The sequence below is a fragment of the Streptomyces sp. NPDC050806 genome, from assembly GCF_055586425.1.
On record NZ_JBVJIF010000005.1, the window covers coordinates 550584 to 567202 of the forward strand.

A 16619-nucleotide genomic window follows, 5' to 3' on the forward strand; every position below is an offset into this window, starting at 1 on the left:
TTGCCCAGACGGGTGATGGAGTCTGTTGGAGGGAGCCGAGATGCTTTCCCAAACCGTTCGCACAACCGGTCTGACCCTCGATGGGGAAACCCTGGAGGCGGTCGCGGCGCAGCCTGAGGCGCCGCTGAGCGACGCTCCTGTCCCCTCGCCGGAAGGTGGCGGCATCGGCCTGCTGCTGCTCGGGCTGCTTCTTTCGCCCAAGGAGCCGAAGGACCCGAACCGCCGGTGATTCCCCAGCGGTCACGGACTGCGCACCGCGAATCCGCCGACCGTTTGGCGCTTCGTGCTCTCGACGCCCTGGAGGGCGTCGAGAGCACGGGCGTGGCCGCGGGTTATGTGGAGGAAGCGGCAGCGGAGTCCGAAGGAGATACAGCGGTCGCCCTCGGGGCAGTGCGCATTCTCGGCGCCGACGTGCTCGCACCGTACGTACTGCGGCAGTGGGCGCTGCCGGACGAGGAGTCGTACGTCATCGATCTCGCCCTCTCGGCGCTGCCCCCGGCCCGTCCGGCGCCGCCCCCACCGCCGGGAGGCCCCGAAGCACCGTGGTTGCGGGCGTGGACCGACTGGGGTCTGGTCGCCGCGCTTGCCCGGGTGGCCCCCGGCCACTCCTCGGCGCACACCGCTCCGCTCCCCGAAGCGCCTCCTGCCTGCGACGACGCCCTTCCGCGCCGGCACCCCGCAGTCGCCGGTCCGGAAGACACCGACCCCGATGAGACCGCCCGCGAGGGCTGGGTGCCCTGGGCGGTACGGATGGCCGCACTGGCACCGCTGGCTCTGCCCGGGCTGGACGGACCGGTGCATGCGTCCGCCCGGGCCGGCGTGACGGGCCTGGCCCGCGGCGCCTGCCGCTCGATGCTGCGACGCGACTTCCCCACCGCCGCACGCCTCGCCCGCTGGCTCGCCTGGCTGCACCACGAGGGCGTACCCCTGCCGCTCGACCCCGTGCCGTTCACCCAGCACCTCACGCTGCTGGGCGTGGGCGGACGCCTCGCACTCGACACCGCGATCGCGCGGGAACTGCTGAGGGAGGAACCGCTGTGACCACCGATGTGACGCAGACGGCGCACGCCGTCAGTTCCCGGGCCCTGGGCTGGTTGCACGCCAATCGACAGTACGGCGCGCTCACCGACCTGCCCGGCCCCGACCTCATCGATGACGCCGATGCCTACAAGGCCGTCGGCGAGACAGCACTCGCCACCTCGCTCGTCCTGCGCAGCGGCGCGGCCGGATCCTCGCAGCTCGCCCTCGCGCGCGAACTCCTGGAATTCTGCTGGGAGCAGCTGGGGGAGGGGCGGCTGCTGTACGAGCGGCTGCTGCGCCACCCCCTGATGACCGACCCGCTGGAGACCTACGCCCACTTCGTACGAGGCGGGTACCGAAACGCGCAGCTGGAACAGCTTGCCGCCCACACCATGGCGCTCCGCTCCACACGCGCCGGTGAACTGGTGCCCAACCGGCGCCTGGGAGTCGCCAACTCCGCCCGCGTCGCCGGCTTGACCCACGACGGTGAAGGGAACCAGGGGAGCGACTGGACCGCCATGACCGAGGCCACCTGGCTCGGCCACACCCCCGAGCCCTGGCACATCGACTGGATGACCGGCTACTCGGTGACCCACACCGCCTTTCACCTCAGTGACTGGGGACGAATACCCGGCGCGTTGCCCACCCCCATAGCCGGCTACCTGGCCAACTGGCTGCCCGTGTGGATAGACATCTGGGCGGAGACCGGCCAGTGGGACCTGATGGCCGAGCTGATGATCGTCGAAAACTGCCTGCCCACGCCGCACACCGATCCCGACGACTGGCAGCGGCTGGCCGACGTCCAGTACGAGGACGGCATGGTGCCCCGCGACGACAAGGCCGTCGAGGACGATCCCGCTCAGCGCTTCGATGCGCACCAGCACCCCACCATCGTGGCCGTCATCGCCGGCACGCTCGCCCTCACCCGCGTACTGGACGAGCCGCACCACCCGTCCTCATGACGGCAGCGCCGCGCACGCCACCGGATACGCACGACCCGTCGCGCGTGACGTCCGAAGGCCCCGCCGGGGACCCACTCGGCGGGCAGTCGCTCGTAGGGCCGTCCCCCGTCGGGCAGGACGCGGTACGCGCACTGCTGTCCGCCGCGCCGGACGCCGGCGCCGTCACCGTGGGCATCCACCGCGCCGGGCAGCAGGCGGTCGTGGCGACAGGAACCACCACACACCACGGCGACCACCCCGCAACGGCGGACACCCGTTTCGAAGTCGGCTCGCTCACCAAGACCTTCACCGCCCTGCTCCTGGCCGAGCAGAAGGCCCGCGGCGAAGTGGCCTTCCGGGATGCCGCTGCCCACTACCTGCCCGCAGGCACGCACCTCCCCGCCGGCGGCACCGCCATCACGCTGCTTCACCTGGCCACCCACACCTCCGGTCTGCCCCGCCTGCCACCCGGACTGCTGCGCACCGCCCTGCCCCGGCTCCTGAGCAACCCCTACGCCGACTTCACCCGCGCGGACCTCCTCGACGCCCTCGCCCGTACCCGGCTGCGGTCCCGGCCGGGCACACGTGTGCGGTACTCCAACTTCGGTGTCGGCCTCCTCGGCCACGCGATGTGTGCCGCCGCCGGTGGCCTGCCGTACGAGGAACTACTGGCCGCGCGGATCCTCGGGCCGCTCGCCCTGCACCACACGAACTGCACGCCCGGTCCGACTCCCCGCGCCGCAGCCACGGGCTATTGGCGGGGCCGCCCCCGCCCGCCGTTCGACATCCCGGGCCTGCCGGCCGCCGGAGCCGTCCGCTCCAGCGCGCGCGACCTCCTCACCCTCACCAGGGCACTGCTGCTCTCTCACGGTGACGCCGTACCCACTGCCACTCCGGCACCTCTGCGGACGGCGCTCGCTGACGTCACCCGCCCCCGCCTCACGCTGCCGAACGGCACCGGCCTCGCCCTGCTGTGGAACACCCGCACTCGTCCCGACGGCTCCCTCCTGTACCACCACTCCGGAGGCACCCGCGGCTGCACGGCATTCGCCGGCTTCAGCCCCGCACACGACACCGCACTGGTAGCACTCGCCAACTGCGCCCCGGGCCACGGCAACCACCTGATCCAGCGGGCATACGAGGCCCTGCTGAGCCTGCTCCCCAGGGGCTGAATGAGCGCTGAGGGAGCCGATGCCTCACCGGGCCACCGGTCGTGGCCCGCCTGACCGGACCCAGGGCATGAGGTACTGGTTCAGGTACCGCTGGCCATGGCCTCTGAGCTGGGGGCCTTGCCGTCGGGGTACCGGAGCTCTACCGTTGGGGCATGTCTGCTCTCAACGTGGATTTCCCCGAGCAGGACCTCGCGGACCTGCGGGAGATCGCTCAGGAGACCGGCGTGCCGATGAAGGCGTTCGTACGCTCCGCCACGGCCGACGCGATCGCCCAGCACCGCGCCCGCAAGACCGCCGCGCAGGAATTCCAGCGTCGCTTTGCGGACCCCGCGCTGGCCGAGGCCATCGCGGCCGCCGGTATCGACGACGGCCCGACCGCGGGCCCGAAGGGCCGGGCCGCCTAACCCCATGGCGCCTGTACTCCACATAGATGTCCGCTGGCTGCTCCAGCAGTACGAAGCCGCCCTGCCCGAGCAGACCACGGTCTCCGACTTCTCCGCTTTGGTGGCCGCCGTCGCCCGCCACCGCGTCGACCCACCCCGGCTCGGCATCGACTCCGACCCCGCCTGGCGCGCGGCCGCCCTCTTCCAGACGTTGCTGCTCCTCAAGGCGTTGCCGGCGTACAACGTCCGCTACGCCTGTGCGATCACACTCGCGTACATGCACGCCTCGGGGGAGGGCATCGACCCGCCCTACGGCGACCTCGTCACCCTTGCGCAAGACCTGCTCACCGGCGGCTGCGACGTCTTCACGGCAGCCGAGCGGATCCGGGCCTGGCGCATCTGAGCACCGAGACCTCTGGGCGCCGAGACCTCTGGGCGCCGAGACCTCTGAGCCTCCGGTGATGATGCGCGAGCCGAAGCGGTGTGTACGACCGGCGGTCGGCTTCCGTCGTAGGGTGAACCCCCGCACGTGGGTGAATCCCGCATGTGAGAGACGGGAGGCTGAGGTGGCCGAGGCGGCGTCGACCGGGACAACGGTCGCTGAGGTGATGGCCGAGCTGGCCGCGCTCGAGGACCCGAAGGTCCGTGCGGTGAACGAAAAGCACGGTGACGACCACGGTGTGAACCTCACCAAACTGCGTGCGCTCGCGAAGCGGCTGAAGACGCAGCAGGAGCTCGCGTGCCGGCTCTGGGAGACGGACGACACCGCGGCGAGGCTGCTGGCGCTTCTGATCTGCCGCCCGAAGGCGTTCGCGCGTGACGAGCTGGACACCATGGTGCGCGAGGCGCGCACACCCAAAGTGCACGACTGGCTCGTGAATTACGTGGTGAAGAAGAGCCCGCACGCGGAAGAGCTGCGCCTGGCCTGGTTCGGCGATCCGGATCCCGTGGTCGCGAGTGCCGGCTGGGCGCTGACCACCGAACGCGTGGCGAAGAAATCCGAGGGCCCCGACCTCTCCGGACTGCTCGACGTGATCGAGGCGGAGATGAAGGACGCCCCGGACCGCCTGCAGTGGGCGATGAACCATTGCCTGGCGCAGATCGGTATCGCGCACCCCGAGCACCGCACCCGTGCCATCGGCATTGGCGAGCGCCTGGAGGTGCTCAAGGACTACCCGACCTCCCCGGGCTGCACGTCGCCGTTCGCGCCCACTTGGATCACCGAGATGGTGCGCCGGCAGCAGGGATAGACGGTGTTCATCGGCGCACAGACGCTGGTCAACGCTGTGCACCGGTGCCGGGGCTGCCACCACGCCGACTCCCGGCGCCGGACGTACCGGCGACCTCTTCCCGAACATGGGCCTCCGGGCAATCAATATCTGTGCTCGCCGGATGAGAATTTGGCTGCCTGCGCGAGCAGCATTTTTGCCGTAACAGGCGGAGCGGTTTTCGCCGACGTACCGGGACGATCGCAGCGTGCTACTGTTGGTGTCAGTTGCAGTTGTGGTTCCCAAAACTTCAAGTGCCCTCCAGTCGGCTGTCGGCCGGCGGAGAGCACTTTTGTACTTCCGGTCTTTTCCGGTCGGGGTGATCATCGCGGCGACATGGCATTCGCGCACTGTGGATGCCGGTGCACTGCCCCAAAGGAGAAATGACATGGCCGCTGGTACCGTGAAGTGGTTCAACGCCGAAAAGGGTTTCGGGTTCATCGAGCAGGAGGACGGTGGCGCCGACGTGTTCGCCCACTACTCGAACATCGTTGCCCAGGGCTTCCGTGAGCTGCGCGAAGGCCAGAAGGTGACCTTCGACATCGCGCAGGGCCAGAAGGGCCCGACGGCGGAGAACATCGTTTCCGCCTGACGCTGACGGCGTATATTTGCAGCTGGGGCCCGCATCCTTCGGGGTGCGGGCCCCAGCTGCAAGGCTTTTTCCGCGCCGCCGTCGCATTCGGGACACGCCACCGAAGAAAAACTTACGCTCCTGCGGCATTTCCGTCGGCGAGATTCGCTTTCGCGTTCCACTCGGCTCATTCTTGCAATTCTCCACGCCGCTCCACCGCTGCGAGATTTCTTGATGTGTGCCGTATCGAGGAAGGTTCCTCATGAACCGCACACGCACGAACGACCGTTTTGCTCGCTCCCGCAACGGCGGCGCCGATCCCAGGAGGGGCGGCAGTCGATTCGGTACGTCGGGAGGAGGCCGTTCCGGCGGGTCGAATCGTTCCGGCGGTCAGAGCCGCCGGCCCGTCGCGAGCCAGGGAGAGTTCGCACTCCCCAAGACCGTGACCCCGGCGCTGCCTGCCGTGAACGGCTTCGCTGAGCTGGACATGCCCAAGCAGCTGCTCGCCGCACTCGGCTCGGAGGGAGTGTCCGTACCGTTCCCGATCCAGGGGGCGACGCTGCCGAACTCTCTTGCGGGTCGCGATGTACTGGGCCGCGGACGTACCGGCTCCGGCAAGACTCTCGCCTTTGGACTGGCGCTGCTGGCGCGCACGGCCGGACAGCGCGCCGAGCCCCGCCAGCCGCTGGGGCTGATTCTCGTACCGACGCGTGAGCTGGCACAGCAGGTGACGAGCGCGCTCGCCCCGTACGCCCGCGCGGTGAAGCTGCGGCTGGCCACCATCGTCGGTGGTATGTCGATCGGCAAGCAGGCCCGTGCACTGCACGGTGGCGCGGAGATCATCGTTGCGACCCCCGGGCGGCTGAAGGACCTCATCGAGCGCGGCGACTGCCGGCTGAGCCAGGTGGGCATCACGGTGCTGGACGAGGCCGACCAGATGGCCGATATGGGCTTCATGCCGCAGGTCACCGCGCTGCTCGACCAGGTGCGCCACGATGGCCAGCGGATGCTGTTCTCCGCCACCCTGGACCGCAACGTCGACCTGCTGGTCCGCCGCTACCTGGACGACCCCGTCGTCCACTCCGTCGACCCCTCCGCCGGTGCTGTCACCACGATGGAGCACCATGTGCTGCACATCGACGGCGCCGACAAGCACGCGGTCACCACCGAGATCGCCGCCCGCGACGGCCGGGTGATCATGTTCCTGGACACCAGGCACACCGTCGACCGCCTGACCAAGCACCTTCTCAACAGCGGTGTACGTGCCGCCGCCCTGCACGCCGGAAAGTCCCAGTCCCAGCGCACTCGCACGCTGGAACAGTTCAAGACCGGCCACGTCACCGTGCTTGTGGCAACGAACGTCGCGGCACGCGGCATCCACGTCGACAACCTCGACCTCGTCGTCAACGTCGACCCGCCGGCCGACCACAAGGACTATCTGCACCGCGGTGGGCGCACCGCCCGCGCCGGTGAGTCCGGCAGCGTGGTCACGTTGGTCACCTCGAAGCAGCGCCGCACCATGAGCCGTCTGATGGCGGCCGCCGGCATCACCCCGCAGACCACACAGGTCCGCTCGGGCGGAGCGGCGCTGAACCGCATCACCGGCGCTCAGTCGCCCTCCGGAGTCCCGGTCGTCATCGCCGCACCCGTGGCCGAACGCCCCAAGCGCGGGTCCGCCTCCCGTGGCCGGCGCCGCCCCGCTTCGCAGACCCGGCGCGGCCCTTCGGCGTCCTCCACCACCGGCGTGGCGGCCTGAATCCTTCGTGATCAGCAAGCTCACCACCACCGCAGGAGCTTCTTTGATGCTGATTCAGGAACGGGGTACACGCGCCTCTTCCCGCTGCACCGCCTCTCCTGTTCGGACCGCTTCCTCTTCTCTGTGAGGCAACATGCGCTGCATCATCGCCCGCTTCCCCTTCGACCTCACCAAGAACGGTGTGCTGGAGTCGATGAAGGGCATTGAGCCCGAACCGGCAACCGGCGAGACCGTGATCATCGGCCGCCGCACCTACCCCGTCAAGCAGGTGGGTGCGGTGATCACCAAGCAGGACCGCCGTGATTTCAGCGCCGGCGAAGTGGTCCGGGCCATGACCCGGCTCGGCTTCACCTGCTCCAGCATTGCCCAGGCGGAACTCCGCGAGGACACCACGAGTCCGATCCAGCGGGCTTCGGCGATGCTCGGGATCCCCCGCGCGCCGGAGGCATGAGAGCCGCAAGTCGACATCACGCGGATGACGCACTGACGCGGTTTACGCAGCACTGAGGGCTCGACCGGCCACGCCGGTCGAGCCCTCAGTGCGTTGGTTTTTCACCGCAGGGGCATCTTCGCGACCCGGCGGAGACAGAAAATCAGCGCTGATGCCTGTAGAAAACCTGCCGTGTTCACAGTAGACATGAGCGTTCGCCAGGTGTAGCGTCCGTTCCGTACTTCAGAGAGTTTCATACTCCAGTTCATACTCCAGAACGTGAAGAGCGCACGGCAGCGAAGCGGAGCGGGAGCCGCAAGGAGGCACCCACCGGGTGTCGCGGGCCGCGGAGTGGCAGATGGTGTTGAACGCTCGGGGCCAAGGTGCCGCCATGGCGCCCTGGCCCCCCGTACGTGTCCCCGAAAGAAGAGGTCTATGCCCCCTCGCAGTACCCACGTCGCCGACAAGTTCGACGACGATGATTATCCCGCCTACACCATGGGCCGGGCCGCCGAGATGCTCGGCACCACCCCCGCCTTCCTCCGCATCCTCGGCGAGCACCGCCTGATCACGCCGTTGCGTTCCGAAGGCGGCCACCGCCGTTACTCCCGCTACCAGCTGCGTATCGCTGCCCGCGCTCGCGAACTCGTCGATACCGGCACCCAGATCGAAGCGGCCTGTCGCATCATCATCCTGGAAGACCAGCTCGAAGAGGCCCAGCGCATCAACGAAGAGCTGCGCGCCCGCGCCACCGGCCCGCAGCCGGAGACCCCTGCCTGATCGCGAAGCGACCGCTCAGAGAAGGTGGCCGCGGAGGACGGCATGGGAGGTTTCCAGCAAGGTCTGGTCGTGGGCCAGGGCCTGACTGCGCAGGAGCAGCCAGGCATGGTCGGGTGAGAGTCCGTGGCGTTGGGCGAGCGCCCCGGCTGCCTGGTGGGCTGCGGCGAAGGGGAGGGGCGATTCGGTGAGCCAGTGGGGCTCGCGTGAGGTGGCCCGGGCGGCGCCCTCGGCCAGGGTGCGGGCGTCGGTCAGCTGACGGCGGGACATGGGCCCTGCTGTGGTGCGGTGGCCGGTGAGTGCTCCGATGGCCATGCCGCCCAGGAGCAGCGGGAAGGCGAAGACCGCGCTGATGCCGAGTTGTTGGATGCTTGTTACGAGGCCTGGCCATGGGCCCGGCGGCAGGGCGGCAAGGTCGGGAACCAGCACGCGGCGGCCGTACCGCACGGCGTCGTCGCCGGGGCCCTGGCCGTAGACCAGTTGAACGTCCTCCAGCAGCTCGGTCAGCCGGCCGTGGATCAGCACCGGCTCGGGCACCATGCCCTCCGTATGGCTCAGGAGAAGTGCCAGGCCGTCCAGCCCCAGGGCGCGGGCACACTGGTCCAGTGGCAGGGCGTCGGCGGTGATCTGCTCCAGGCAATCCGCCATCGGGTCTGCCCTGCGGTGCTTGTCTGTCACGGTCACTCTCTCGGCCAGTGCTGCCTGCCGACGGTGGCGGCAGCGGAAGGTGCGGGATGCGGCGTGAAGGCGTGGGCCCAGTGTCCTCCAGGCCTGGGGGCCTGCGACCTCGGGCCCCGGTACGAAAGCAGGCAAGCAGGCAGGGGGTGGCCCGCCAAGCAGGCAAGGGTGCCCCGCGACGTCGGTAAAGATCAAGGGGCCGACGCTGTTCCTTGCCCGTCGTGGCAGCACGGAACCCATTGCATGGCAGCACGGAACCCATCTCGCGGTCAGCACGGAACCCATCGCGGCAGGGCTGAGCGATCAAGCCGGCGGGACGGTGCCGGGCCCTCCCTCCAGGACTGCCCTGGCAGCCACGGCGAGCGGCATCTGCTGCCTTCGGGCATGCTTGCGCAGTGCCTCAAGAGCGATGGTTACGTCGCTCTGCCATCGTTCGGCCAAGACCCCCGCGGCCTGCTCGATCAGCAGCCGGCCGGGCACGTCCTGGCCCATCTTCCTCTCCCCGAGCGGGGGTTGATTCGCAACTCGTCGCTGCGTCAGGGCCAGAGCGGCAGCACCCGCGACGACCTGCACCGCCGCCGGCGGGCTACGCAGCGGGCCGGGCAGTACGTCGAACAAGTTCAACACGCCCAGCAGCCCGCCGCCGGCCCGCCGGTCATGCAGTGGGAACGAGCCCACCGAGCAAATCCCGGCACCTCGCGCCGCACTCGCGTACTGCGGTCACCTGCTTCGTACGGCCGGCAATTCGGGTACGAGCACCAGCACACCGCGGCGAAAGCACGCCGGTCCCGGCCCTTGGTCTCTGGCCGTCGCCAGCCGCTGCAGCGCCCGCACCGGCGGGCTGGTCGCGGCCGCCACCCGCAACCCGCCGCCCCGATCCGCCAGTAGCACCCCGGCCGCCCGGACCTCGAACACCGTCCGGCATTGCTCCGCCGCCCATTGCAGCGACGGCAGTTCCTCCACGGCCTCATCCCGCAGCCGTTTCGCCACCTCCACCACAAGGCCGGGCAGGGCCGTACCAGCTGACCACTTACTCATTCCCCGTTACCCATTTCCGCCCCTCTCCGGCGCGGTTGGCCTCCGCGGCACCCGATGAGTGGAAGCGCTGTCCGCGCCGGACAGCAACAGCCTGCCATGTGCGCATGCGCGGCTGGGCGGATATCTGGGCCGTCGTCTGCCCCCTGTTCCGTTACTGGCGTGCCGTGATTCCGGTGAGGATGAGATCGACTCCGGCGAGGAACTCCGCCCGGTCGTCATGCCGGCGCAGCTGCCCGGCGACGCTTCGGGTGAATGCGTACTGGTCGGGGTCGAGTTCTGTCCATGCGGTCGCCACCGCATCGAGGAACTCGGCCCGGTCCGTGCCCGGCTGGACCGCTCGGGTGTTGGCGGCGTTCTGGCCCGCCACCCCGAGGATGTAGTCCCTCAGCGTGGACGCCGCGGTGAACTGGGCGGCTTCGGGCACCCGGAGCGCCTGGACCTGGCGTCCGATGTGTTCGAAGATCCGCAGCATCGGCGAGTGCCACGACGTGCGGGCAAGGTGCGTGCCGACCCACGGGTGGGCCTCGATCGCATCGAACACGCCGAGTGCGAGGGCGCGGATCGAATCCTGCGGTGTTGTGTCGATGTCGGTGTCGTCGCCGACGATCGTGGCGGCGACGACAGCGTCGGTGGCGGCGTCGAGCAGTTCGGTTTTGCCGTCGATGTGCCAGTAGATCGCTCCGGGCCCGGTCGCGAGGCGCTCGCCCAGTGCCCGGAACGTGAGTCCACGCTCACCCACCGTGTCGAGCAGGTCCACGGCGGCACTGACGATGCGCTCCCGGGAGAGCGGTTCCTGCCGTCGTTCCGGACGGTGTGCCCTGGTTGCCATGCCTCCAGTCTAGACGCTCTGGAACATCGTTCCACCTTGACAATGCATGGAATGCCGTTCCACTCTGGAGCTGCTGGAACGTCGTTCCAGAGGTTCAAGGGCTCATCAGGGGCTCATCGCAGGCTCAGAGGTTCCGGAGGTGGCCTGCCGGGCATCCGCTCGGCCGGTCCGCGCGTAGAAGGGCAGCACCATGACCACTGAAATCACGATCATCGGCGCGGGACTCGGAGGGCTCACGCTCGCCCGCGTCCTCCACGTACACGGCATCCCGGCGACCGTCTACGAGGCGGAGAACTCGCCGACCGCCCGTGCCCAGGGCGGCATGCTCGACATCCACGATCACAACGGGCAGCTCGCCCTCAAGGATGCCGGTCTGTTCGACCAATTCATCGACCTCATCCACGAGGGCGGTGAGGCGGTGCGGGTGCTCGACAGACACGGCACCGTGCTGTTCGACCAGCCTGACGACGGCGACGGTGGACGGCCTGAGGTGCTCCGCGGCAGGCTGCGGCAGCTCCTGCTTGATTCGCTGCCCGCCGGCACCGTCGAATGGGGGCGGAAAGTCACCGCGATCCGGAGCCTCGGTGACGGTCGGCACGAACTCACCTTCGCCGACGGCTCGACCCTGACGACCGGCCTCCTGGTCGGTGCGGACGGTGCGTGGTCGCGCGTGCGCCCCTTGCTGTCGGAGGCGAAGCCCGAGTACGTCGGCACGGTTTTCATCGAGACGTACCTGTTCGACAGCGACGAGCGCCATCCCGCGAGCGCGAAGGCGGTCGGCGGCGGTTCCATGTTCGCGCTCGCGCCCGGCAAGGGCATCGTCGCCCACCGGGAACCGGGTGGAGTGCTGCACACCTACGTCCAGCTCAACAAGGACCAGCGGTGGATCGACGGCATCGACTTCGCCGACGCTGGCGCTGCCACGGCCCGCATCGCCGAGGAGTTCGACGGCTGGGCGCCGGAAATCACTGCGCTCCTCACCGACGGTGAGACCACGCCGGTCCTGCGAACCATCCACGCGCTCCCGAGCGGACACCGGTGGGACCGTGTCCCGGGCGTCACCCTGCTCGGAGACGCCGCCCACCTGATGATTCCTTCCGGTGAAGGCGCCAACCTCGCCATGTTCGACGGCGCGGAACTCGGCAGCGCCATCGCCGCTCACCCCGACGACGTCGAGGCCGCACTCACCGAGTACGAGAACTCCCTGTTCCCTCGCAGTGCCGAAGCCGCCGCAGAGGCCGATCATCTGCTCCCGCTCTACCTCAACGAGAACGCCCCGTACAGCCTCGTCGACATGTTCACCGACACCGAGCCGGGTGACGGTCAGTCGCGTCGATGAAGCGGGGCGGGCGGGGGCGTGCATGTTTCTGGGGTGCAGCCGTGACGACGGCATCGAGCGGGCTGTCGTACGTGGCCGGCCCGCCGTCCTCCGCAGGCTCCGCCTCACATCTCAGCCCTTACAGGCGCAGCCTGAAGCGGCCTCGGTGGGAACGGCGGTCTTGGTCTCGTTGCCGCAGCATGCGTCGTCGTCCAGGGCGGGGCTCTTGCCCAGTTGGTCGGCGTCGGCCTTGACGACGTAGACCTCCCAGGGTTCCTTGCCGGGGCCGGTCGCCCAGACCTTGTCCTGGAGGGCGTAGCAGCAGGAGGTGTCGTTCTCCTCGAAGGTCGCCAGCCCCGCGTCTTTGAGGCGGGCGGTGGCAGCGGCGACCTGGTCGGTGGACTCGACCTCGACGCCGAGGTGGTCGAGGCGGGTGTCCTGGCCCGCCTGTCCCTCGATCAATACGAGTTTCAGCGGCGGCTCGGTGATCGCGAAGTTCGCGTACCCGGAGCGGCGCTTGGCCGGCTCGACGCCGAACAGCTTGGAGTAGAACTCCACCGACGCTTCGAGGTCGGCGACATTGAGGGCGAGCTGAACGCGGGACATGGGGGCCTCCTGACCCTGCTGAACGGGCATCCTGCTGAATTGACATCCTTCGATGCAACAAGCTTGCGCCTTGTATTGAGGTTCGTCAATATAGAGGTATGTCGAAACAGGAGCTTGAGGTACTCGGCGAGGCCGGAGCCTGCTGCCCAGGTCTGCTGACCGCCCCGCTGGACGCGGACCAGGCCGTGGAACTCGCGAGGGTGTTCAAGGCCCTGGGTGACCCGATCAGGCTGCGGCTGCTGTCGATGATCGCCTCCCGCGCCGGGGGAGAGATATGCGTCTGCGACCTGACGTCGGCCTTCGACCTGTCCCAGCCGACGATCTCCCACCACCTCAAGCTGCTGCGGCAGGCCGGTCTGATCGACTGCGAACGGCGCGGAACATGGGTGTACTACTGGCTGCTGCCGGAGATGACCGACCGGCTCGCCGGGATCCTCACCCGACCGGCCGGGCAGCCTCTGCGGCAGTGAGCGCCAGGGCCGTCGCGCGGGTGGCGTCGCACGCGTGTGCCACGGCCGACTGCTCCGGCCGCCGCGACCTTCGGTAGCTCCTCCGGCCAGGCCCTTGGCCGGTGTCGTCGGTCTGCCATTGAGGTCCCCGTCAACCGGAGGATCATCGGCCAGGCTTGCCCAAGTGCATGGAAGGATGACTCCATGTGGTCACGACCGCCGTTCGGGGAAAGGCTCAGGGCCGAGCTGGGTGCGCCCCGGCGGGTCCGCAAGCTGGCCAGCAGTCCGCGATCACGGGTATGGCGAGCCGAGTTGTCCGGCACCCGTGTGGTCATCAAGCAGCTCATCGGCGGCCCGGAAGCCACCGAGGGCTACACCCGCGAAGCGGCGGCGTTGCGGCTCGCGTCCAGGGCCGACCCGCCCGTGGTGCCGCTGCTTCTCGCCAACGATCCCGGCGAGCGGCTGCTGGTCCTGGAGTACGTCGACGAGCGAGCGCCGCGCGAGGACTGGGTGGTCGACTACGCGACGGCACTGGCCCGGCTCCACGCGATCCCCACCACCGACGCGGCGGACGGCCTGCCCGCTTGGTCGGGCCCGAGCGGGTACGACATCGACTCGTTCCTGGCGCTGGCGCGGGCGCTGGATGTCGCGGTGCCGCCCGGCGTACGAACCGGGCTCGACGGCCTGCTGGAGCGCCTGAACCGGGCTCCCGGCCGTAGCGCGTTGCTGCACGGCGATCCCTGCCCCGGCAACGACCTGCACACCAGCAGTGGTGTCAGATTCATCGACTTCGAACAGGCCGCGCTGGGCAACGGAATCGTGGAACTCGCCTACCTCCGCATCGGCTTCCCCACCTGCTGGTGCGTCACCGCCCCGACGCCGGCACTGCTGGACGCGGCGGAGAGCGCGTACCGCACGGCATGGCGCGACGCGACGGGCACCGAGGCCGACGGCAATCTCACCGACGCGTGCGCCGGCTGGCTGCTGCGCGGCGACGCGCTGGTCCAGCGGGCCCAGCGCGGAACCATCGACCACCTGGGCAAAGTCCCGAGCCGCGACTGGAAATGGGGCACTGCGACCGCCCGTCAACGGCTGGCGCACCGCCTTCAGGTAGTCGGCCGGATGACATCCGAGGACGGTGAATTGGAGGACTTCGGCCGGCTCACCGCAGCTATGCGTACAAGCATGCTCACCCGCTGGCCCGAGCTTCGGGCACTGCCTTCACGACGGCCGTAGGGGACTGGCCCTCGCCACCTCCACCCGGAAGCCCCCTACAGGTGGAAGTGCGCCGCTGCTTCAGCGCAGCAGAAGAGCCCCGTACTGGTACTCCTCCTCCACCCAGTGCCGCCGGCACTCGAAACCAAATGCAGCCAACTCTGCTTCCAATACGCTGAGTTCGAACTTCTGGATCACGTCGTGGAAGAACGTCTCGTCCTTTGCGAAGTCGAGCGAGATGTTGAGCCGGGGGAGCGACACACGCTGCTGCGCCACACTGCGGATCTCGCCCCTCACCTGCTTGAGGGGGACGTCGTAGACCACGGTCGGCTCGTAGGAGGCGAGCTCGAAGTCGGCGCCGTACTCGTTGTTGAGGTGAGCCAGCGTGTTGAGCGCGAACAACCGGCGCACCGGCCGCTCCCCGTCGAACCCCGCTCCGTACGCCCGCCGTACGGCCTCGACGGGCTGGTAGAGGTCAACGCAGAGCAGTACGTGGTCGTGCGGCCCGCAACAGTCCCGCAGCGACCGCAGGAAGCGGGACCGCTCGGGCGGCGTCAGGCAGCCAAAGGTATTGCCGAGCATTGCCACGAGGCGGCCGGTCCCGCGGCCCCGGAGCCACGGCAGGGCAGCGCTGAAATCTCCGTGCACCGTCGTGACCCGCACGGCCGGCCACCGGGTTGCGAACCGTCGACCCGCGGCCTTCATCGGCCCCGGGCTCACATCGATCCCCGTGTACGCGCGGAGAAGGCCGTGCGCAGCCATGGCTGACAGGAGGAGCTCCGACTTCTCCGCGCTGCCGGCTCCGAGGTCGACGAGTTCGGTGGCCCCGGACAGGCGCACCACCTCATCCGCATGGTCTCGGAGCAGCCTGTCCTCCGAACGGGGAGGGTAGTACGCGGGCAGCCGCCGGATTTCCTCGAACAGCTGTGAACCGGTCGCGTCGTACCCATAGCGGTGCGGGATCCGCCGCGGGCTTTCGGCGAGGGCGGCCCGCAATTCGTCCTCTGCACCGTCGGACGGGTCCTCCGGTGCGAGGACGACCTCGATGACATCGGATGCAGATGCGGATGCGGATGCGACTCTCTCCGTGCTCATCCGTCGCTCCCTGCTCGTCGAGCCGCAATCCTGTCCCCTTGCTATCACCGCTGCGCGGGAGTCGCCCGGCAGGACGGTGAGCCCGTCGGTGCTTGGCGTCGGTGCCCAGTGGGAAGCGGGAGGCTGTGGCTCGTTACGCCGTCGGAGTGGCGGGGGAGTGCCGACCAGGTGGTCGGAGGTGGTCGGAGGTGGTCGGGGCGGCCGTGGGCCCCCTTTCGTCCGCGGCCGGTTTCCTTGTTGGCCGCGGACGGGGTATAGTTGATCTTGAGCGCGCCGCCAGATGTCTGGCGGAGTGTCCAGCGTTGGTGGTCCAAGGAAAGGCGCCCCACTTCCTGTGGGGAGATGCAGGTGCAAGGCCTGCCCAGCGCTCCATGTCGGCCCCGTCCTCGTGTTGCGAGCGGCGGGGCCGTTTGCTGCATGCCTACATGCATGCCTGCCTTCGTACGGCCATCGCCCGCCGGGTACGGGCATGTCGCGACATGGCAGGTGGCGGTATTCGTGGTGTCCGTACCGACCGAATAAGTCGGCTTATTTCCCCCGCGATACCTCGGTTTCGCGAAGTTACTGTGACGGGCGGCCCGGGGAACGGCCCCGGACCGATGCGAGGGGGAAGACATGGCGAATGCGGACTTCCGGCCCAGGACGCTGATCTGTCGCAACCAGGCCTGGACATCCGGTGACGGCAACACCCTTCTGCGCCTTCAGGAGGACGGCAACTTCGTCCTCTACCGCAACGGCAAGGCGGCCTGGCAGGCCGAGAACGTGTACCCGAACGGGGACACGGCCGCGCTGGAAACGAGCGGCGACTTCGCCGTGTACGACGCTTCCGGCAGTCGGCTGTGGCACTCCGACACCGGTGGAAACGACGGTGCCCAGCTCTCGGTGCAGGACGATGGCAATGTCGTCATCTACGCCAACGGCCGGGCGATCTGGCACACGAACACCGCGGGCTGACGTGCGGGGGCGGGCGCCGGTGCGACGTCCGCCCCCGTTTCTCGGTGAGGACGGCGTACGTGCCTACGTGCCTACGTGCCTGCGTGTCCGCCGGGGAAGTGCCCTCCAGTGGTGCGGCG

The 16619-nt window shown here is 69.1% G+C and carries 21 protein-coding genes and 1 tRNA gene; 16 read left to right on the forward strand and 6 right to left on the reverse strand.

Annotation, left to right across the window (positions count from 1 at the left end; translation table 11 throughout):
- The first annotated feature begins 40 nt into the window (after positions 1-40).
- From ACZ6WH_RS18590 to ACZ6WH_RS18640, 11 genes are all read left to right on the forward strand, one after another.
- Positions 41-229, forward strand: coding sequence for a hypothetical protein (locus ACZ6WH_RS18590; protein ID WP_469729503.1), 189 nt, complete (start codon positions 41-43; stop codon positions 227-229).
- Between the two features lie 44 nt (positions 230-273).
- On the forward strand, positions 274-1041 hold the full coding sequence (locus tag ACZ6WH_RS18595; protein ID WP_469729504.1) for a hypothetical protein: 768 nt from the start codon (positions 274-276) through the stop codon (positions 1039-1041).
- Positions 1038-1982 carry a DUF6895 family protein gene (locus tag ACZ6WH_RS18600; RefSeq protein ID WP_469729505.1) on the forward strand — a complete coding sequence of 315 codons (945 nt, stop codon included), beginning with the start codon at positions 1038-1040 and terminating at the stop codon, positions 1980-1982. Before ACZ6WH_RS18595 ends, ACZ6WH_RS18600 begins: the two co-directional genes overlap by 4 nt.
- 44 nt (positions 1983-2026) lie before the next feature.
- Positions 2027-3133 carry a serine hydrolase domain-containing protein gene (locus ACZ6WH_RS18605; protein ID WP_469729506.1) on the forward strand — a complete coding sequence of 369 codons (1107 nt, stop codon included), beginning with the start codon at positions 2027-2029 and terminating at the stop codon, positions 3131-3133.
- 152 nt (positions 3134-3285) lie between these two features.
- Positions 3286-3537 (forward strand): hypothetical protein, encoded by a 252-nt coding sequence (locus ACZ6WH_RS18610; RefSeq protein ID WP_432863506.1) that lies wholly within the window; start codon positions 3286-3288, stop codon positions 3535-3537.
- 4 nt (positions 3538-3541) lie between these two features.
- On the forward strand, positions 3542-3919 hold the full coding sequence (locus ACZ6WH_RS18615) for a toxin Doc (RefSeq protein WP_432863509.1): 378 nt from the start codon (positions 3542-3544) through the stop codon (positions 3917-3919).
- Between the two features lie 205 nt (positions 3920-4124).
- The gene (locus ACZ6WH_RS18620; protein WP_469729639.1) at positions 4125-4766 is read left to right on the forward strand and encodes a DNA alkylation repair protein; all 642 of its coding nucleotides are present in this window, start codon (positions 4125-4127) and stop codon (positions 4764-4766) included.
- A 406-nt stretch (positions 4767-5172) separates the two neighbouring features.
- Positions 5173-5376, forward strand: coding sequence for a cold-shock protein (locus ACZ6WH_RS18625; RefSeq protein WP_052865238.1), 204 nt, complete (start codon positions 5173-5175; stop codon positions 5374-5376).
- A gap of 241 nt (positions 5377-5617) precedes the next feature.
- Positions 5618-7111: a DEAD/DEAH box helicase gene (locus tag ACZ6WH_RS18630; protein WP_469729507.1), complete on the forward strand. Its 1494-nt coding sequence runs from the start codon at positions 5618-5620 to the stop codon at positions 7109-7111.
- A gap of 133 nt (positions 7112-7244) precedes the next feature.
- Positions 7245-7562 (forward strand): SCO5918 family protein, encoded by a 318-nt coding sequence (locus ACZ6WH_RS18635; protein WP_469729508.1) that lies wholly within the window; start codon positions 7245-7247, stop codon positions 7560-7562.
- Between the two features lie 414 nt (positions 7563-7976).
- Entirely contained in the window at positions 7977-8321 is a 345-nt protein-coding gene (locus ACZ6WH_RS18640; RefSeq protein ID WP_469729509.1) for a MerR family transcriptional regulator, read from the forward strand.
- Positions 8322-8336: 15 nt separating this feature from the next.
- On the opposite strand, the gene ACZ6WH_RS18645 is transcribed toward ACZ6WH_RS18640, so the two are convergent.
- The 4 genes from ACZ6WH_RS18645 to ACZ6WH_RS18660 all read right to left on the reverse strand — a co-directional run bounded on the left by ACZ6WH_RS18645 (position 8337) and on the right by ACZ6WH_RS18660 (position 10863).
- Positions 8337-8996, reverse strand: a complete 660-nt coding sequence (locus ACZ6WH_RS18645; protein ID WP_469729510.1) for a GAF domain-containing protein — start codon at positions 8994-8996, stop codon at positions 8337-8339.
- Between the two features lie 303 nt (positions 8997-9299).
- On the reverse strand, positions 9300-9488 hold the full coding sequence (locus ACZ6WH_RS18650) for an ANTAR domain-containing protein (protein ID WP_469729511.1): 189 nt from the start codon (positions 9486-9488) through the stop codon (positions 9300-9302).
- A gap of 228 nt (positions 9489-9716) precedes the next feature.
- Positions 9717-10034, reverse strand: a complete 318-nt coding sequence (locus tag ACZ6WH_RS18655) for a hypothetical protein (RefSeq protein ID WP_469729512.1) — start codon at positions 10032-10034, stop codon at positions 9717-9719.
- Positions 10035-10185: 151 nt separating this feature from the next.
- Positions 10186-10863, reverse strand: a complete 678-nt coding sequence (locus ACZ6WH_RS18660) for a TetR/AcrR family transcriptional regulator (protein ID WP_469729513.1) — start codon at positions 10861-10863, stop codon at positions 10186-10188.
- Positions 10864-11053: 190 nt separating this feature from the next.
- Between ACZ6WH_RS18660 and ACZ6WH_RS18665 the strand changes: the two genes are divergently transcribed.
- The gene (locus ACZ6WH_RS18665; RefSeq protein WP_469729514.1) at positions 11054-12202 is read left to right on the forward strand and encodes an FAD-dependent oxidoreductase; all 1149 of its coding nucleotides are present in this window, start codon (positions 11054-11056) and stop codon (positions 12200-12202) included.
- Between the two features lie 111 nt (positions 12203-12313).
- Here ACZ6WH_RS18665 and ACZ6WH_RS18670 read toward each other — a convergent pair whose 3' ends face one another.
- Positions 12314-12787, reverse strand: coding sequence for an ArsI/CadI family heavy metal resistance metalloenzyme (locus ACZ6WH_RS18670; protein WP_469729515.1), 474 nt, complete (start codon positions 12785-12787; stop codon positions 12314-12316).
- Positions 12788-12885: 98 nt separating this feature from the next.
- Here ACZ6WH_RS18670 and ACZ6WH_RS18675 point away from each other — a divergent pair, with 98 nt between their 5' ends.
- Together ACZ6WH_RS18675 and ACZ6WH_RS18680 are read left to right on the forward strand one after the other, a co-directional pair.
- Positions 12886-13257, forward strand: coding sequence for an ArsR/SmtB family transcription factor (locus tag ACZ6WH_RS18675; protein ID WP_469729516.1), 372 nt, complete (start codon positions 12886-12888; stop codon positions 13255-13257).
- Positions 13258-13440: 183 nt separating this feature from the next.
- A complete protein-coding gene (locus ACZ6WH_RS18680) occupies positions 13441-14472 on the forward strand; it encodes a phosphotransferase (RefSeq protein ID WP_469729517.1) in 1032 nt (343 codons plus the stop codon).
- A gap of 60 nt (positions 14473-14532) precedes the next feature.
- On the opposite strand, the gene ACZ6WH_RS18685 is transcribed toward ACZ6WH_RS18680, so the two are convergent.
- Complete coding sequence (locus ACZ6WH_RS18685; protein ID WP_469729518.1) at positions 14533-15447, reverse strand: L-histidine N(alpha)-methyltransferase; 915 nt, start codon at positions 15445-15447, stop codon at positions 14533-14535.
- Between the two features lie 398 nt (positions 15448-15845).
- Between ACZ6WH_RS18685 and ACZ6WH_RS18690 the strand changes: the two genes are divergently transcribed.
- Positions 15846-15918: transfer RNA gene (locus tag ACZ6WH_RS18690), tRNA-Gly, on the forward strand.
- A gap of 243 nt (positions 15919-16161) precedes the next feature.
- Positions 16162-16500, forward strand: coding sequence for a hypothetical protein (locus tag ACZ6WH_RS18695; protein WP_469729519.1), 339 nt, complete (start codon positions 16162-16164; stop codon positions 16498-16500).
- The last annotated feature ends 119 nt before the right edge of the window (positions 16501-16619 follow it).

Excerpts from the sequence above, each read along its gene's own strand:
- ACZ6WH_RS18695 (WP_469729519.1), top strand. The coding sequence starts at position 16,162 with ATGGCGAATGCGGACTTCCGGCCCAGGACGCTGATCTGTCGCAACCAG.
- ACZ6WH_RS18640 (WP_469729509.1), top strand. The coding sequence starts at position 7,977 with ATGCCCCCTCGCAGTACCCACGTCGCCGACAAGTTCGACGACGATGAT.
- ACZ6WH_RS18650 (WP_469729511.1), bottom strand. The coding sequence starts at position 9,488 with ATGGGCCAGGACGTGCCCGGCCGGCTGCTGATCGAGCAGGCCGCGGGG.
- ACZ6WH_RS18625 (WP_052865238.1), top strand. The coding sequence starts at position 5,173 with ATGGCCGCTGGTACCGTGAAGTGGTTCAACGCCGAAAAGGGTTTCGGG.
- ACZ6WH_RS18620 (WP_469729639.1), top strand. The coding sequence starts at position 4,125 with ATGGCCGAGCTGGCCGCGCTCGAGGACCCGAAGGTCCGTGCGGTGAAC.
- ACZ6WH_RS18675 (WP_469729516.1), top strand. The coding sequence starts at position 12,886 with ATGTCGAAACAGGAGCTTGAGGTACTCGGCGAGGCCGGAGCCTGCTGC.
- ACZ6WH_RS18680 (WP_469729517.1), top strand. The coding sequence starts at position 13,441 with ATGTGGTCACGACCGCCGTTCGGGGAAAGGCTCAGGGCCGAGCTGGGT.
- ACZ6WH_RS18635 (WP_469729508.1), top strand. The coding sequence starts at position 7,245 with ATGCGCTGCATCATCGCCCGCTTCCCCTTCGACCTCACCAAGAACGGT.
- ACZ6WH_RS18590 (WP_469729503.1), top strand. The coding sequence starts at position 41 with ATGCTTTCCCAAACCGTTCGCACAACCGGTCTGACCCTCGATGGGGAA.
- ACZ6WH_RS18610 (WP_432863506.1), top strand. The coding sequence starts at position 3,286 with ATGTCTGCTCTCAACGTGGATTTCCCCGAGCAGGACCTCGCGGACCTG.
- ACZ6WH_RS18660 (WP_469729513.1), bottom strand. The coding sequence starts at position 10,863 with ATGGCAACCAGGGCACACCGTCCGGAACGACGGCAGGAACCGCTCTCC.
- ACZ6WH_RS18655 (WP_469729512.1), bottom strand. The coding sequence starts at position 10,034 with ATGAGTAAGTGGTCAGCTGGTACGGCCCTGCCCGGCCTTGTGGTGGAG.
- ACZ6WH_RS18615 (WP_432863509.1), top strand. The coding sequence starts at position 3,542 with ATGGCGCCTGTACTCCACATAGATGTCCGCTGGCTGCTCCAGCAGTAC.
- ACZ6WH_RS18665 (WP_469729514.1), top strand. The coding sequence starts at position 11,054 with ATGACCACTGAAATCACGATCATCGGCGCGGGACTCGGAGGGCTCACG.
- ACZ6WH_RS18630 (WP_469729507.1), top strand. The coding sequence starts at position 5,618 with ATGAACCGCACACGCACGAACGACCGTTTTGCTCGCTCCCGCAACGGC.
- ACZ6WH_RS18670 (WP_469729515.1), bottom strand. The coding sequence starts at position 12,787 with ATGTCCCGCGTTCAGCTCGCCCTCAATGTCGCCGACCTCGAAGCGTCG.